The organism is Nocardia sp. NRRL S-836, from assembly GCF_001279525.1.
Lineage (GTDB): Bacteria > Actinomycetota > Actinomycetes > Mycobacteriales > Pseudonocardiaceae > Lentzea.
The window spans coordinates 434,606-449,959 of sequence record NZ_LGDY01000091.1 but is presented as its reverse complement, the minus strand read 5'-3'; the positions used below and the strand labels follow the sequence as shown (position 1 = coordinate 449,959).

12 protein-coding genes are annotated in these 15,354 nt (G+C 71.1%); 4 read left to right on the top strand and 8 right to left on the bottom strand.

Features of this window, described 5'->3' with window-relative positions:
• Positions 1-131: 131 nt before the first annotated feature.
• The 3 genes from metH (at position 132) to ADL03_RS13010 (ending at position 6,833) form a co-directional block, all read left to right on the top strand.
• Positions 132-3,713 (top strand): methionine synthase, encoded by a 3,582-nt coding sequence (gene metH / locus ADL03_RS13020; RefSeq protein ID WP_053733620.1) that lies wholly within the window; start codon positions 132-134, stop codon positions 3,711-3,713.
• 142 nt (positions 3,714-3,855) lie between these two features.
• Complete coding sequence (locus ADL03_RS13015) at positions 3,856-4,914, top strand: sugar ABC transporter substrate-binding protein (protein ID WP_082373079.1); 1,059 nt, start codon at positions 3,856-3,858, stop codon at positions 4,912-4,914.
• The gene (locus tag ADL03_RS13010; protein ID WP_157528540.1) at positions 4,911-6,833 is read left to right on the top strand and encodes a bifunctional diguanylate cyclase/phosphodiesterase; all 1,923 of its coding nucleotides are present in this window, start codon (positions 4,911-4,913) and stop codon (positions 6,831-6,833) included. Before ADL03_RS13015 ends, ADL03_RS13010 begins: the two co-directional genes overlap by 4 nt.
• 68 nt (positions 6,834-6,901) lie before the next feature.
• On the opposite strand, the gene ADL03_RS13005 is transcribed toward ADL03_RS13010, so the two are convergent.
• Positions 6,902-7,837, bottom strand: a complete 936-nt coding sequence (locus ADL03_RS13005; RefSeq protein ID WP_053733617.1) for a phosphotransferase — start codon at positions 7,835-7,837, stop codon at positions 6,902-6,904.
• 63 nt (positions 7,838-7,900) lie between these two features.
• Between ADL03_RS13005 and ADL03_RS13000 the strand changes: the two genes are divergently transcribed.
• A complete protein-coding gene (locus tag ADL03_RS13000) occupies positions 7,901-8,341 on the top strand; it encodes an NUDIX domain-containing protein (protein ID WP_053733616.1) in 441 nt (146 codons plus the stop codon).
• Here ADL03_RS13000 and ADL03_RS12995 read toward each other — a convergent pair.
• The 7 genes from ADL03_RS12995 to ADL03_RS12970 all read right to left on the bottom strand — a co-directional run bounded on the left by ADL03_RS12995 (position 8,335) and on the right by ADL03_RS12970 (position 15,216).
• Entirely contained in the window at positions 8,335-11,337 is a 3,003-nt protein-coding gene (locus tag ADL03_RS12995; RefSeq protein WP_053733615.1) for an amidohydrolase family protein, read from the bottom strand. The genes ADL03_RS13000 and ADL03_RS12995 overlap by 7 nt on opposite strands.
• A gap of 124 nt (positions 11,338-11,461) precedes the next feature.
• Positions 11,462-11,626 carry a hypothetical protein gene (locus ADL03_RS46875; RefSeq protein WP_157528538.1) on the bottom strand — a complete coding sequence of 55 codons (165 nt, stop codon included), beginning with the start codon at positions 11,624-11,626 and terminating at the stop codon, positions 11,462-11,464.
• Between the two features lie 30 nt (positions 11,627-11,656).
• Positions 11,657-11,950, bottom strand: a complete 294-nt coding sequence (locus ADL03_RS12990) for a hypothetical protein (RefSeq protein ID WP_053733614.1) — start codon at positions 11,948-11,950, stop codon at positions 11,657-11,659.
• A complete protein-coding gene (locus ADL03_RS12985) occupies positions 11,947-13,128 on the bottom strand; it encodes a cation:proton antiporter (protein WP_053733613.1) in 1,182 nt (393 codons plus the stop codon). The genes ADL03_RS12990 and ADL03_RS12985 overlap by 4 nt, the downstream gene beginning before the upstream one ends.
• Before the next feature lie 5 nt (positions 13,129-13,133).
• A complete protein-coding gene (locus ADL03_RS12980) occupies positions 13,134-13,607 on the bottom strand; it encodes a cation:proton antiporter regulatory subunit (protein WP_053733612.1) in 474 nt (157 codons plus the stop codon).
• Positions 13,608-13,627: 20 nt separating this feature from the next.
• Complete coding sequence (locus ADL03_RS12975; RefSeq protein WP_053733611.1) at positions 13,628-14,287, bottom strand: response regulator transcription factor; 660 nt, start codon at positions 14,285-14,287, stop codon at positions 13,628-13,630.
• On the bottom strand, positions 14,284-15,216 hold the full coding sequence (locus tag ADL03_RS12970; protein WP_053733610.1) for a histidine kinase: 933 nt from the start codon (positions 15,214-15,216) through the stop codon (positions 14,284-14,286). Before ADL03_RS12970 ends, ADL03_RS12975 begins: the two co-directional genes overlap by 4 nt.
• Positions 15,217-15,354 lie beyond the last annotated feature (138 nt).

Sequence of the window (15,354 nt, the reverse complement as noted above, 5' to 3'; positions counted from 1 at the left end):
TCCTGACCCATGGTCGATCACGCTAGACTTCCAAACGATGTCGAGAAGCGCTGCAACAGGCCCTCGCGCCTGCCACGCTCGGCGTCGAGTCACCACGCAACAAGGGCGCTTCCGACTATTCGGGAGCGCGCGTGAGTGATCTCAAGGCCCTGCTGAACCAGCGCATCGCCATCCTCGACGGCGCGTGGGGCACGATGTTCCAGCAGGCCGAGCTCACGCCGCAGGACTACCGGGGCACCGAGTTCGGCGACCACCACATGGACGTCACCGGCGACCCGGACCTGCTCAACCTCACCCGCCCCGACCTGGTGCTCGACGTGCACCGGCAGTACCTCGCGGCGGGCGCGGACATCACGACGACGAACACGTTCACCGCCACCTCGATCGGGCAGGCCGACTACGGGCTGCAGGACCGGGTGCGCGACATGAACCTGGCCGGCGCCCGGATCGCCCGCCAGGCCGCCGAGGAGTTCGGCGGGAGGTTCGTGGCCGGGTCGGTCGGGCCGCTCAACGTCACCCTGAGCCTGTCGCCCAAGGTCGAGGACCCCGCGTACCGCGCCGTCAGCTACCAGCAGGTCGAGGACTCCTACGCCGAGCAGATCGCGGCGCTGCGGGACGGCGGCGTCGACCTGCTGCTGATCGAGACGATCTTCGACACGCTCAACTGCAAGGCCGCCATCACCGCGGCCCGCAAGGTCGCGCCCGAGCTGCCGCTGTGGATCTCCGTGACGATCGTCGACCTGAGCGGCCGCACGCTGTCCGGCCAGACGGTCGACGCGTTCTGGAACTCGGTCGAACACGCGAAACCGCTGGTCGTGGGCGTCAACTGCTCGCTGGGCGCCGCCGAGATGCGCCCGCACGTGGCCGAGCTCGCGCGGAAGGCCGACACGTTCGTCGCCTCGCACCCCAACGCCGGGCTGCCCAACGCGTTCGGCGGCTACGACGAGACCCCCGACCAGACCGCGGCCCTGCTCAAGGAGTTCGCGCAGGCCGGCATCGTCAACGTCGTCGGCGGCTGCTGCGGCACCTCCCCCGCGCACATCAAGGCGATCGCCGAGGCCGTCCGCGACGAGGCCCCGCGCCAGGTCGCGGACGCGCGCGGCACCACCAGGTACAGCGGCCTGGAGACGTTCGAGATCGGCGCCGACACCGGGTTCGTGATGATCGGCGAGCGCACCAACGTCACCGGCTCCGCGAAGTTCCGCAGGCTGATCGAGGCCGACGACCACCAGTCGGCGCTCGCGGTGGCGCTGGACCAGGTGCGCGGCGGCGCGAACCTGCTCGACGTCAACATGGACGCCGACCTGCTCGACGGCGAGCAGGCGATGACCACGTTCCTGAACCTCATCGCCACCGAGCCGGAGATCGCGCGGATCCCGGTGATGATCGACAGCTCCCGCTGGGGCGTGCTGCAGGCCGGTCTGCGCTGCGTGCAGGGCAAGGGCGTGGTCAACTCGATCAGCCTCAAGGAGGGCGAGGAGCCGTTCCTGGAGCAGGCCCGCGTCATCCGCGACTTCGGCGCCGGCGTCGTGGTGATGGCGTTCGACGAGCAGGGCCAGGCGGACACGACCCAGCGCAAGGTCGACATCTGCGCTCGCGCCTACGACCTGCTCACCCAGAAGATCGGCTTCCCGGCCGAGGACATCATCTTCGACCCGAACGTGCTCGCCGTCGCGACCGGCATCGAGGAGCACAACGGCTACGCCAAGGCGTTCATCGACGCGTTGCCGCTGATCAAGCAGCGCTGTCCGGGCGCGCGGACCAGCGGTGGCATCTCGAACCTGTCGTTCTCGTTCCGCGGCAACGACGTCGTCCGCGAGGCGATGCACTCCGCGTTCCTGTTCCACGCCGTCAAGGCGGGCCTCGACATGGGCATCGTCAACGCCGGCCAGCTCGTGGTCTACGAGGACATCCCCGCCGACCTGCTGGAACTGGTCGAGGACGTGATCTTCGACCGCCGCGAGGACGCCACGGACCGGCTCGTCGCGCACGCCGACACCGTGAAGGGCCCCGGCAAGAAGCGCGTCACCGACCTGACCTGGCGCGAGGCACCGGTCGCCAAGCGGCTGGAGCACGCGATCCTGCACGGCGTCGTCGACTTCATCGAGGAGGACACCGAGGAGGCCCGCCAGGCGCTGCCGCGGCCCCTCGACGTCATCGAGGGCCCGCTGATGGACGGCATGAAGGTCGTCGGCGACCTGTTCGGCGCGGGCAAGATGTTCCTGCCCCAGGTCGTGAAGAGCGCCCGCGTGATGAAGCGCGCGGTCGCCTACCTGGAGCCGTTCATGGACGCCGAGCCGAAGTCGACGGCCGGCGGCAACGGCAAGGTCGTGCTCGCCACGGTCAAGGGCGACGTGCACGACATCGGCAAGAACATCGTCGGCGTCGTGCTGGGCTGCAACAACTACGAGGTGATCGACCTCGGCGTGATGGTCCCGGCCGCGAAGATCCTCGACACCGCGATCCGCGAGCACGCCGACGTCATCGGCCTGTCCGGCCTGATCACGCCGTCGCTGGACGAGATGGTCTCCGTCGCGGAGGAGATGCAGCGGCGCGGCATGAAGCTGCCTCTGCTGATCGGCGGCGCCACCACCTCCAGGCAGCACACGGCCGTGAAGATCGCCCCGGTCTACGACGAGCCGGTCGTGCACGTGCTCGACGCGTCCAGGGTCGTGGGCGTGGTGTCCGACCTGCGCGACGACCGCCGCGGCCACGAGCTGAACCTGACCAACCGCGCCGAGCAGGCCCGGTTGCGCGAGCAGCACGAGAACCGCAGGCAGGTGCCGCTGCTGGAGGTCTCGGCCGCCCGCGCCAACGCCGAGCGGGTCGACTTCTCCGACCTGCCGGCGCCCGCGTTCACCGGCACCCGCGTGCTGACCCCGCCGGTGGCGGAGCTGCGCGAGTTCATCGACTGGACGTTCCTGTTCCTGGCCTGGGAGCTCAAGGGCAAGTTCCCGGCGATCCTGGAGCAGCCCGTCGCCCGTGAGCTCTACGACGACGCGACGACGCTGCTCGACGAGATCATCGCCAACGACTCGTTCGAGCCGCGCGGTGTCTACGGCTTCTGGCCCGCGCACTCCGAGGGCGACGACATCGTGCTGGTCGACGGCACGGAGACGGTGAAGTGGCCGATGCTGCGCCAGCAGACGAAGAAGCCGCTGTCGCGCCCGAACCGCTGCCTGGCCGACTACGTGGCGCCGCAGGGCGACCACATCGGCGGCTTCGCCGTGACCGTGCTCGGTGCGGAGAAGCTGGCCGCGCAGTACGAGGCCAAGCAGGACGACTACCGCGCGATCATGGTGAAGGCGCTGGCCGACCGGCTCGCCGAGGCGTTCGCCGAGTGGATCCACCTGCGGGCGCGGCGCGACTGGTTCGAGCCGGACGCCCAGCCGGAGCTCGCGGACCTGCACGCGGAGAAGTTCCGCGGCATCCGGCCGGCGCTGGGCTACCCGGCCTGCCCCGACCACACGGTCAAGCGGGAGCTGTTCGACGTGCTCGACGCCGGGCGGATCGGCGTGGAGCTCACCGAGTCGTTCGCCATGAACCCCGCCGCGAGCGTGAGCGGCATGATCTTCCAGCACCCGGAGGCGAAGTACTTCACCGTCGGCAGGCTGGGCCGTGACCAGGTCGAGGACTACGCGCTGCGGCGCGGGAAGCCGCTGGCCGAGGTCGAGCAGTGGCTGCGGCCGAACCTCGGTTACGACCCGTCCTGAGCGGTCGGTGGCGTCGGCGGTTCCGGTAATGTGAAAGCGCTTCCCGTACGTGGGTGCGTTATCCCGATTTGGCACCAAGCGATGTAGCATCGGCCGCTCTGGAGATCAACCGCCCGTCGGTCGAGCGAGTCCGAGGTCTGCCATGCGAACAGCGGGGCTGGTGCTGGGTCTGTTGGGCCTTCTCGCCGGCACCACCGTCGCCACCACCGGCTGCGGTTCCGCTGTGGGCTCGGCGGCGTTGCCGCACGTCGGGTTCGTGGTGAAGCGCACGGGCGGTTCGTTCGCGCAGGAGATGACGAGCGGGTTCCACGAGGGAGTCGGCCGGGTCGGCGCGGTGAGCGCGACCGTGACCGGGCCGTCCGGTCACGACGGGCACAGGGAAGTCGAGTTGTTCCGGGAGTTGTCGCGGACCGCGAAAAGCGGTGTCGCCGTCGCCACGTCCGAACCCGCGCTGATCGCACCCTCCATCGGAGAGGCGTTGCGCGACCGGGTCGCCGTTGTCGGCGTGGACATGCGACTCACCGCGAGTTCCGGGGTAGAACTGCACATCGGTAACGACAACTACGAGCTCGGCGAAAAGCTGGCTGACGAGTTGACGCGCCGACTGCCCTCGGACGCGGCCGGAACCGTGGTGCTCGGAAACGCCACTCCCGGACTCACCGGGTTCGACGACCGGGCCGATGGCGTTCGAGGGCGATTCGCCGAAAAACTACCGGGAGTGCGGGTGCTGGGGCCGTTCGACACGCAGCGCGACGACGAGGCCAACCTCGACGCGTGGCGACGGCTCGTGGCGGCCAACCCCGACGCACTGGCTTTCGTGGGAACCGGAGACTGCGACGGGTTCAACCTCGCCGCGATCAAGACCGAGAAGTCGGCGAGGTGGCTGGTGGGCGGGTTCGGGGTCGACCCTCGGACGTTGCAGGCGGTGCGGGACGGAGCGATGGTGGCGTCGGTCTCGCCGGAGCACTACCTCAAGGGCGCGGTCGCCGGGTGGCTGCTCGCCCGGCAGGCCAGAGGCGGCGCGCGGTTACCCGAGGGGTGGGTGCTCACCCCTGGCCTCGCGATCACGACGGCGAACCTCGACGAGGTCCTGCACCGGCAGGAGTCGGAGCAGGCGCGCAAGGAGTGGTTCCGTCCCCGCATCGACGCCTTCGTCGAGGACCCCGCGAGCTGGTTGCGACCGTTGGAGCAGGCACGGTGAGGCTTTGGGAGGGCCGCGCCACCGCACGGGTGGCGACGGCGGGGCTGACGGCCGGGCTGCTGGCGCTGGCGGGGCTGGCGTTGTGGAGCAGCATCAGCGCGCAGGCCACGACCGCGCACGTGCGTGAGCTCAACGAGACCAGCGAGCGCTGGAGCCGGGTGCTCGAACACATCACCATCGCCGACAACGCGCTGCGCGACCTGCAGCTCAAGCGCACCGAGCAGACCGTCGAGCCGTTGCGGCACTCGGTCGGCGCGGCCCGCGGCGAGCTGGAGTGGCTGCGGGCGAACGGCGACCCGTCGGACGTGGCGGTGGCCACGCGCCTGTTGCCGCTCTACGACACGACGACGGACACGCTGCGCAAGGTGCTCGCCGGCGAGGACCCCGCGCAGGTCGACCAGGCCGGGTTCGCGCACTCGTCGCTGCGCCGCCAGATCTCCGCGGCGATCGGCGCCAAGCAGCTCGACACGACCGAGTACCTGCGTGCCGCCGATGAGAAGAACAACCGGCTGCGGGTCGCGCAGCTCGTGGCGTTCGTGCTGGACGCGTTCCTGGTGGGCCTGTTCGGCATGGTGCTGCTCGGCTACCGCCGCAAGATCCTGCGCCAGGCCGCGAAGAACGAGCACGAGGCGCACCACGACGCGTTGACGGGCCTGGCGAACCGGACGCTGCTCGCGCGGCGGATGGAACTGGTCGTGGCCAAGGCGCACAAGAAGAACGAGCCGCTGGCGTTGCTGATCGTGGACCTCGACCGGTTCAAGGAGGTCAACGACTCGCTCGGGCACCACTGCGGTGACCTGCTGCTGCGCCAGGTGGCCAACCGGCTGTCGTGGGCGGTGCGCGACACCGACCTGGTGGCCCGGCTGGGCGGTGACGAGTTCGCGGTGCTGCTGCCCGGTGTCGGGTCGGCGGACAACGCGCGGATGGTCGCGGAGAAGATCCTCACGGCGCTGGCGATGCCGGTGACGCTGGAGGGCCTGGAGCTGGAGATCGCGGGCAGCGTCGGCGTGGCGCTGTGCCCCAACGACTCCCTGGACGGACACGAGCTGCTGCGGCACGCCGACATCGCGATGTACGCCGCCAAGCGGGACAAGTCCGGTGTGGCCGTGTACGACGCACGCCTGCACGAGCGCGGCGCCTCGCAGCTGACGGCCGTGACGGAGCTGCGGCACGCGATCGACCGCGGTGAGCTGTTCCTGCACTACCAGCCCAAGGCGCTGGCCGACACGGGTGCCGTGTGCGGCGTGGAGGCGCTGGCGCGCTGGCAGCACCCGACGCGCGGCCTGGTGCGGCCGGACGAGTTCATCCCGATCGCCGAGGAGAACGGCCTGATCGAGCCGCTGACCCGGTACGTGATCGACGCGGCGCTGCGGCAGTGCCGCACCTGGTCGGACGCGGGCTGGGAGGTGCCGGTGTCGGTGAACGTGGGCGCCGCCTGCCTGCACCACACCGAGTTCCCCGGCGACGTGGCCGACCTGATCAAACGCCACGGCCTGCCCGCCCGCCTGCTCACGCTGGAGATCACCGAGTCGGCCATCATCTCCGACCCGGACCGCGCGGTGGACGTGCTGCGCCGGCTGACCGAGCTGGGCGTGCGGCTGTCGATCGACGACTTCGGCACCGGCTACTCGTCGATCTCGTACCTGCGCAGCATGCGGGTGCACGAGATGAAGCTCGACCGCTCGTTCGTCACGCACATGTGCACCGACGCCGGTGACAGCGCGATCGTGCACGCCCTGGTGGCGCTGGCCCGCAACTTCGGCCTCCAGGCCGTGGCGGAGGGCGTGGAGGACCAGGACACGTGGACCGCGCTGGCCGAGGCCGGCTGTGACGTCGTGCAGGGCTACTTCCTCAGCGAGCCGTTGCCCGCCGAGGACGTCGTGGCCTGGCTCGGCGACCGCGCTGCCGCGCACGCCTGACCCGCTTTTCATCGCACGCGGGGACCTTTCGTACGCTCCTACTGTACGAAAGCTCCCCGCGTGGTGGTTCAGAACGAGGGACGGGTGCGCCAGAGGTCGATCATCGGCTTCAGGAACCCGGGCAGCTGCGGCAGCTGCGGGGCGAGCGCCAGGCAGGCGATGATCCGCACGGCGGCGACGGCGTTGACGAACGTCAGCACGTCCGGGTCGAGCTCGCGGAGGCCGTTCTCGCGCGCGCCCTCGTTGTACGCGGCTTCGAGGTCCGGCCCGAGCGAGGCGAGGTCCCACTCCACCGGCCCGCGCGTCACGAGTTCGAAATCGGAGAACAGCAACCCGTTCGTGCTCGCGAAGATGTTGGCGGGCGGCGAGTCGCCGTGCACGGGTTGCAGCTCGATTCCGGGAAACCGCTTCGAGAATTCGGCCTGCGACGAGACGAGGGGTTCGAGTTCGATCCATTCGCGCCGGGCGCGGCCGAGATCGGCGGGATCGACCAGTTCCGGGTGGTTTGCCAAGATGCCGAGCGCGTCGGTGATGAACCGCGGATCGGCGGTGTCGAGGAATCCCAGTTCGCCCGGATATTCCTTCAGTGCCGCGTGCAGTTCCGCCGATTTCCGCGAGTTCGCCGCGTAGTCGGGTTCCGCGCTGTGGTCCTGCGCCACGAACGGCCAGAACGTGATGGAGAACCCGTCGCGTTGCACGGGCTCGAGCGGCACGAGGTCGCTGGGCGGGATCACCGGCACGCCCCGGCCGGCCAGCCAGCGGGCCACGTCGAGTTCGCGGCGTTGCCGGGCGCTGGTGGCGTCGAGGTCCTCGGTGTGCGGCAGGACCACCGGCACGCGGGCCACGACGGGGCTCGGCGCCAGGTGCACGACCACCGAGAAGAGCTCGTAGAGCACCACCGGGGCGGTGACGGTGAGGCCGAGGTCACGGGCTGCCGCGACCGCCGCGTCCCTCGCCGCCGCGGTGCGGCGGGTGATGTCGTCCGGGGTCGCGATCGCTGTCATGGCACGATCGTGTCACGACCCGCGGCGAGGCCGCAGATCATTTTCCGCCCCCTGCGAGGACCGATGCCCGACCGCCACCTGATCGACGTCCACGTCCTGCTGCTGCGCGGCGACCAGGTCCTGCTCACCCGCCGCCGTGACGCCGACGCGCGGTTCGACGGCCGCTGGCACCTGCCGTCGGGCAAGCTCGACCGCGGCGAGTCCGTGCTGCGCGCCGCTGCCAGGGAGGCCGAGGAGGAGGTCGGCGTGCTGATCGAGCCCGGCGAGCTGCGGCACGTGCACACCTCGCACGTCAACGGGTCCGGCTCGGAGCCTCGGCTCGGCCTGTTCTTCACGGCCGGGCGGTGGGCGGGCGAGCCGGTCAACCGCGAGCCCGACAAGTGTTCGGCGGTGCGGTGGTTCGGGCTCGGCGCGCTGCCCGGCGACCTGATCGACTATCCGGCCGCCGGGCTGCGCGGGTACCTGACGGGCACGCCGTTCAGCGTGCTCGGCTGGGATCAGTGACCGCAGCAGGCGTGGTCGGCCCACTCCGGTTCGTGCCACCAGTGTCTGTTCTCGGCTGACGGCAACGGCGGCAGCTCCTCCTGCACCGTCACCCGCGACTGCCGGCCCTGGTAGGGCTTGAGCAGGTCGGCCACGGTGTGCCGGCGCCCGCCGACCATCACCTGGCGCACGTCGGCCGCCGCCCTGATGTCGGCCAGCGGGTTGCCGGACACGAACGCGATGTCGGCGGGAGCACCGGGCTTGAGCGAGCCGATCGGCAGGCCGAGCCACTTCGCCGGGTTGCGGGTGGCGGTGATCAGCGCCTCGCGGGGCGTGAAGCCGAACTTGACCATCGCACGCAGGTTCATGTGTGTGGCGGTGGCGGGTGCGTCCAGCGGGGCGTCGGTGCCGCAGATGACCAGGCCGCCGCCGCGGTGCACGGCCAGGGCGAACTCGACCCAGCCGCGCAGGACGTGCAACGACGACGTGGCGCCGCCGGTGTTGGCGTCGGCGAGGTAGCGCTCGTACTCCCACGGCGGGAAGAGCACGCGGGTGCGTTCGTCGTGCACCAGCGACGTGTCCTCGGCGAACAGGGCGCGGTTGTGGAACAGCGTCGGCGTCATGGACATGCCGCTGCGGGTGAACAGCGTGACGACGTCGGAGTAGGCGCGGCCCTGGCGGGAGACGGTGTGGGAGTAGCCGAGGCGGTTGGTGGCGCCGACGTGCTCCATGCCGTTCATGCCGATGTTCGCGGCCGGGTAGAGGTAGTGCGACGACAACGGCACGCGGGATCGTTGCACCGCAGCGCGTTGCAGCTCGACGGGCAGGCGGACGTAGGTCTTGAGCATGTCGTAGTCGAGCTCGTGGGCGCGGCGCAGTTCGAGGTCGAGCTGGGCGCGCGAAAGCGTCGGGCGCATGAAGTTGTAGTAGACGCGGGAACCGTCGACGGCCTCGCCGGTGGCGTAGAAGCGGGGTCCGGTGAGGGTGCCGGCGGCGAGGGCCTCGCGGGTCTCGACCATCTGGTAGACGGGGTCGCCGGGTGAGCGGACCGTGGTGATGCCGTAGGCGAGCCAGACGTTGCCCTGCCGCGCGCCCCACGCCCGGCCGCGCAGGTGCCAGTGGTTGTGGGCGTCGATCAGGCCGGGGATGGCGGTCAGGGTGCTCGCGTCCACGTCGGCACGGCCGCGGTGCGGGCGGACGTCCTGCACCCGGCCGTTCTCCACGACGATGTCGACGTTCTCGCGCAGCCGCTCGGACTCGCCGTCCCAGTAGGCCTTGACGTGGACCACCTCGCGGTCGGGCGCCTTCGGCCTGCGCCACGTGAGGCCGACCCGGACCGTGCTGGTCCGTCCGTCCAGTGTGGACTTCCTGAGGCGGCCGTTGTTGAGGTACACCACCGCGTCGTCGCCGCTCCACGCCAGCGAGTCGGTGACCTCGCGGGTGACCTGCCGTGGCGCGCCGAGGAAGCGGCCCTTGCCGTCGACGGCGACGACCCACGCCACGCTCTCCACGACGAACGCGAGGTGCTTGCCGTCGGGCGACCACACCGGGCCGTCGTCGCCGCGGGTGGCGATCGAGCGGAACGGCATCGGCTCGGTGTACCGGAGCTCGCCGCTCACGAGGTCCACGGTCAGGACCTGGCTGGTGCCCTCGCGGAACCGGCGGGAGAACGGCTTCACCGCGGCCAGCGCGACGACCGTGCCGTCGGCGGACCAGGTCGGGCGGCCGGGCTGGAACAGCGTCGGCGTGACCTGGCGGCGACCGGCGGCGTCGGCCACCCACACCTGGCCGTCCTGGTCGACGTAGGCGACCTTGCTGCCGTCCGGGGAGAACCGCGGTGTGGTCTGCGCGTGCGGCGCCGGCGCGTAGGGCCGGTCGTCGCCGGTGGTGAGGTCGCGCACCCGCAGCTGCGCGATGCCGTCGCGGTCGCTGGCGTAGAGCAGTTTCGTGCCGTCGGGTGAGAAGTCCGGGTCGGAGTCGAAGTACGCGCCGTCGGTCAGCTTCGTCGTCCGGCCGCCGCTGAGCAGGTGCAGGGCGTTCAACGCGCGGAACGCGATCTTGGTGCCGTCGCGGGACACCACCGGGCTCGCGATGCCCTTGACCTGGCCGCCGGTGAGGGTGCGGGCGCGGTGCTGACGGGGTGTGCGCACGGGGACGGTGGCGGCGAACGGGATGTTCCTGGTGGTCCTGCCGTCGAAGGTCCTGATCTTGCCGTCGGCGGTGTAGAGCACGGTGTCGCCGTCCCACAGCGGCGCGAACCCGAACACGTCCTGCCCGGTGACGACGGTCCGGTCGCCGAGGACGAGGTCGGCCTGGCCCGGCCGCATCAGGGTGTAGCTGGGCTGTCCGCCCGGCCCGAAGCTCGCGCCGAACAGCTGCGCGCCCGCCGGTGCGGTGACCAGGCGTTCGCGGGTGCCGTCGAGCGTGACCACGTCGACGGCGGCGTTGCCGACGGTGAAGATCAGCCGCCTGCCGTCGGGCGACCACTGCGGTGCGGCCGCCTCGTCCGGCACGCCGGTGAGCTGGGTGATCGCACGGGTGGCCACCTCCAGCACGTGGACGCCGTAGCTGCCGCCCCGGTCGCTGGTGAAGGCGATCTTCGTGCCGTCCGGCGAGAACGCGGGCTCGCGGTGGTCGTACTTCCCGCTGGTGAGCTGGGTGAGGGCGCGACCGGCCAGGTCCGTGACGTAGAGGTGGTAGTTGCCGTCCCGATAGGACTGGAAGGCGATCCGGCCGTCCGGCCCGAACGACGGCAGTGACGCGTCCTGCAGCTCGTCGGTCAGCTTGCGCGCGGTGCCACCGCTCGACGGCAGCACCCAGATCGCCGTCACCAGGTCGATCGCGAGCCACCGGCCGTCGCGCGACCGGGTGACGGAGATGTTGGTGCCCTGGGTCAGCGTGACGGTGTCGTCGCCCGGTTTCGCCTCCGCGGCGCCGGTGGTGAGCGTGGACGCGGCGGTGGCGACGGCGGCGGCCTGGCCGGTGCGGGTCAGCAGTTCACGACGAGACAGGTCCATGAGCGGTACTCCCCCAACGTGTGGTCTCCCCCTGGGAGATCCACCCTGCCACCGCCCAGGGCGACCACTATCCACCATTCGGCCCAGCGTCCACGATGTGAACGCCGGGCCGCGTCCCCTTGCGTCAGGCCACCGCGACGTACGCGACCGCGAGGACCGCGCTCGGGCAGCAGATGACGAAGAGCCCCGCCGCGCCGTAGAACGGCTCCTTCTTGACGACCATCGCGGCCAGCCCGCCGATTCCGGCCAGCACCGAGGCGAGCAGCAACACCAGTACCACGTAAGACATGTCTTCTTTCCTTCGCAACGAGAGTCCGGGTCACGGGCACGCGGGTGCGTGCGGCGGTGCCCGGCACGAAGGCGTGCCCGGTGCGGTCGACGTCGTCGCGCCGCCGCCGATCTCGTGGCACGGCGCCGTCGCCGTGGTCGTGGAGGTGTCCGCGGCGGGCCGCACCGCCCAGCCGGTGTCCGGCGTGGCGGTGGTGGCGGCGGCTCCGGCCGAGACCGACGCGGTGCCGGACAGGTGCCGGTCGCCGAGGTCGTCGTGCTCCCGGTGGCCGGGCAGCAGCGCCAGCAGCAGGACGAGCAGCAGTGCCGGCGCGGCGCGGTTCACGGTGCCGTGGCCCCTGCCCGCCTGCGTGCGAGGAACTCGGCGACCGGTTCGACGTACCGGGCCGCGATCGGGCCGATGACCGCCATCAGCAGCACGTACGCGGTGGCCAGCGCCGCGAGCTGCGCGCTGACCATCCCGGACGCGACGGCGAGGCCCGCGATCACGATGGAGAACTCCCCGCGTGCCACCAGTGCGGCACCCGCGCGGGCCCGGCCCATCGGTCCGACGCCCTGCCTGCGGGCCGCCCACCAGCCGGTCGCGACCTTCGTCAGCGTGGTCACCACGGCGAGCGCCACGGCAACACCGAGCACCGGCGGGATCGAGCGCGGGTCGGTGTTGAGGCCGAACACCACGAAGAACATGGCGGCGAACAGGTCGCGCAACGGTTCCAGCAGCCGTGCGGCGTTCTCCGCGGTGGAACCGGAGATCGCGATGCCGAGCAGGAACGCGCCGACCGCCGCCGAGACCTGGAGCTGTGCCGCGACACCGGCGACGAGCAGCGCGGAGCCGAGCAGCTTGAGCAGGAACACCTCGTGGTCGGGACTGTCCACGACGGCCGAGATGATGCGGCCGTAGCGCAACGCCACGACGAGCACGACGGTGATGGCGAGCAGGGAGATGCCGACGGAGGTGAGCCCGCCGAGGAAGCTGACGCCGGCCAGCAGTGCCGTGAGCACCGGCAGGTAGACCGCCATCGCGAGGTCCTCGAACACCAGCACCGACAGGACCACCGGTGTCTCGCGGTTGCCGAGCCGGCCGAGGTCGCCGAGGACCTTCGCGATGATGCCGGACGACGAGATGTAGGTGACGCCGGCCATCGCCAGCGCGCCGACGGGTCCCCAGCCCAGCAGCAACGCCACGACCGCGCCGGGCGTGGCGTTGAGGACGATGTCGAGCAGGCCCGCGGTCCACGACTTCTTGAGCCCGGTGGTGAGCTCGGCGGCCGAGTACTCGAGGCCCAGGAACAACAACAGCAGCACCACGCCGATCTCGCTGGCCAGGTGCGCGAACTCCTCGATGCCGTGCAGCGGGACGATGCCGCCCGCGCCGAACGCGAGGCCGCCGATCAGGTAGAGCGGGATGGGTGAGATGCCGAACCGCCAGGCCAGCCGCCCGAGCAGGCCCAGCCCGAAGAAGACCGCACCCAGTTCGATCAGCGCGATCGTGGTGTCGTGCACTGCGCTCAGCCGCCCGTCAGGATCTCGGCGGCGGAGTCGAGGCCGGCCGTGGTGCCCACGACGACGGCGAGGTCGCCGTTCTCGAACAGGAACTCCGGGCCCGGCGAGGGGTGTGCGGTGCCGGCGCGCACCACGGCGACGACCGACGCGCCGGTGCGGGTGCGCAGCGCGGTGTCGCCGAGCGTGCGGTGCGCGAACGCCGTGACCGGCAGCTGGCGCGTGGTGATGCCGGTGATGTCGCGGTGCTGGTTGCTCAGCTGGGTCACCAGCTGCGGCGCGCCGAGCAGCCCGGCCAGCGTGCCGGCCTCCTCCGGTGCCAGCGGGATCGAGGCCGCCGTGGCGTCCGGGTCGTCCTGTTTGGACAGTATGAGCTCGAACCTGCCGTCGCGGTAGGAGATCACGCCGACCCGGCGGCCAGAGCGGAGACTGAAGTCCTGCCTGACCCCGATGCCGGGCAGGGGCGTCACTTCGACGTTCACTGGCGTGCTTCCCGTGTCTTCTAGGGTTCGATGAGCCCGGCGCGGATCGCGTACCGGGTGAGTTCGAGGCGGTCCTTGAGGCCCAGCTTCTGCAGCAGGTTGGCGCGGTGCCGTTCGACCGTCTTGATGCTGATGAAGAGCATGTCGGCGATCTCCTTGGAGGAGTGGCCCTCCGCGACCAGCTTGAGGATCTCCTCCTCGCGGTCGGTGATCGCCCGCGCCGGGACGCCGCTCTGCCCGCCCCTGGCGTCCTTCGCGTGGTCGAGGTAGTTGCGGATCAACGAGTTCACCGCGCCGGGGTAGAGGAACGGCTCGCCGCGCATCGCTGCCCGGCAGGCTTCCACGAGGTCGCGGTCGGCCACCGACTTGAGCACGTACCCCGACGCGCCGGACTTGAGCGCCTCGAAGAAGTACTGCTCGTTGTCGTACATCGTGAGGATCAGGATCCGCAGGTCCGGCAGGAGCTTCGACAGCTCGCGCGCCGCCTGCAGTCCGGTCAGCCGCGGCATCGCGATGTCGAGGATGGCGAGGTCGGGCTGCTCGGCACGGGCCTTGGCGACCGCCTCCGCGCCGTCACCGGCCTCGGCCACGACGGTGAGGTCCGGTTCGTTGTCCAGGATCAGCCGGACGCCGCGGCGCACGAGCGCGTGGTCGTCGGCGAGCAGGATGCGGGTCTTCACCGGCTCGGCACCACCAGTCGCACCTCGGTGCCCCTGGCCAGCGCGGTCACGCCGACCTCCGCGCCGACCAGCAGCGCGCGTTCCCGCATGCCCCGGATGCCGGCGCCCTCCTCCGCGTCGCCGATGCCGCGGCCGTCGTCGCGGATGCGCAGCTCGACACCGTTGGGGTGCCTGCTCAGCGCGAGGTCCACTGTGGACGCGTCGGCGTGGCGGACGGTGTTGGTGAGGCCTTCCTGCGCCACCCGGTAGACCACCAGCTCGGTCTCGGCGTCGAGCTCGGGCAGGTCCTTCGCGAACCGCTTCGTGACGGTCAGGCCGGTGGTGATCTCGGCCGTCAACGCCTTGAGCGCGCTGACCAGCCCCAGCTCCTCCAGCACACCGGGCCGCAGCCTGCGCGCGATCCGGCGGATCTCGTCGAGCGTGCCGCGGGTCGTCTCCTGCACCTGCCTGAGCTCCGCGCGCATGTGCGCCGGTGCCTGGTCGGCCACCCGCTTGAGCTCCAGCAACACCACCGTCAACGACTGCCCCACCTCGTCGTGCAGCTCCTGCGCCACCCGCCTGCGTTCCGCCTCCTGCGCGCTCAGCGCCCGCGCCGAGCTGAACCCGCGTTCCGCCTCCAGCCGGTCGATCATCGCGTTGAACGTCGTGATCAGCTCCGCGATCTCCCCGTGTCCCTTGGCCGTGAGCCGGGGCCCCGGCTTGAGCAGGTCGATCGTCGTCATGGCCCTGGTGAGCCGGTCCAGCGGCGCCAGCCCGACCCTGATCAGCACGGCGTTGGCGACCAGCATCGCCACCAGCCCGGCCGCGACCACGACGATCTCGCCGAGCAGCGCCGGCGTCGACACCGTGACCGGGCTGAACACCAGCAACGCCGCCGCGACGACCAGGACCAGGGCGTTGAGCAGGAAGATCCGCCCGAACAACGACACGCGCGCCGCCTCTCCGCATCCGCTTCCCGCCACGCCCTGCGAGGCTGACGGTCGCACCCGCCACGCGTCCATCCGTGGCAACACCCATGTTCGGGCCGCGTGGGTGTCACCGCAGGCCGGATGTGCGTGCCCGCCCGG

Bases quoted from the DNA above. Each gene is read 5' to 3' on its own strand.
- ADL03_RS13015 (WP_082373079.1), top strand. From the start codon at position 3,856: ATGCGAACAGCGGGGCTGGTGCTGGGTCTGTTGGGCCTTCTCGCCGGC.
- ADL03_RS13000 (WP_053733616.1), top strand. From the start codon at position 7,901: ATGCCCGACCGCCACCTGATCGACGTCCACGTCCTGCTGCTGCGCGGC.
- ADL03_RS12995 (WP_053733615.1), bottom strand. From the start codon at position 11,337: ATGGACCTGTCTCGTCGTGAACTGCTGACCCGCACCGGCCAGGCCGCC.
- ADL03_RS13005 (WP_053733617.1), bottom strand. From the start codon at position 7,837: ATGACAGCGATCGCGACCCCGGACGACATCACCCGCCGCACCGCGGCG.
- ADL03_RS46875 (WP_157528538.1), bottom strand. From the start codon at position 11,626: ATGTCTTACGTGGTACTGGTGTTGCTGCTCGCCTCGGTGCTGGCCGGA.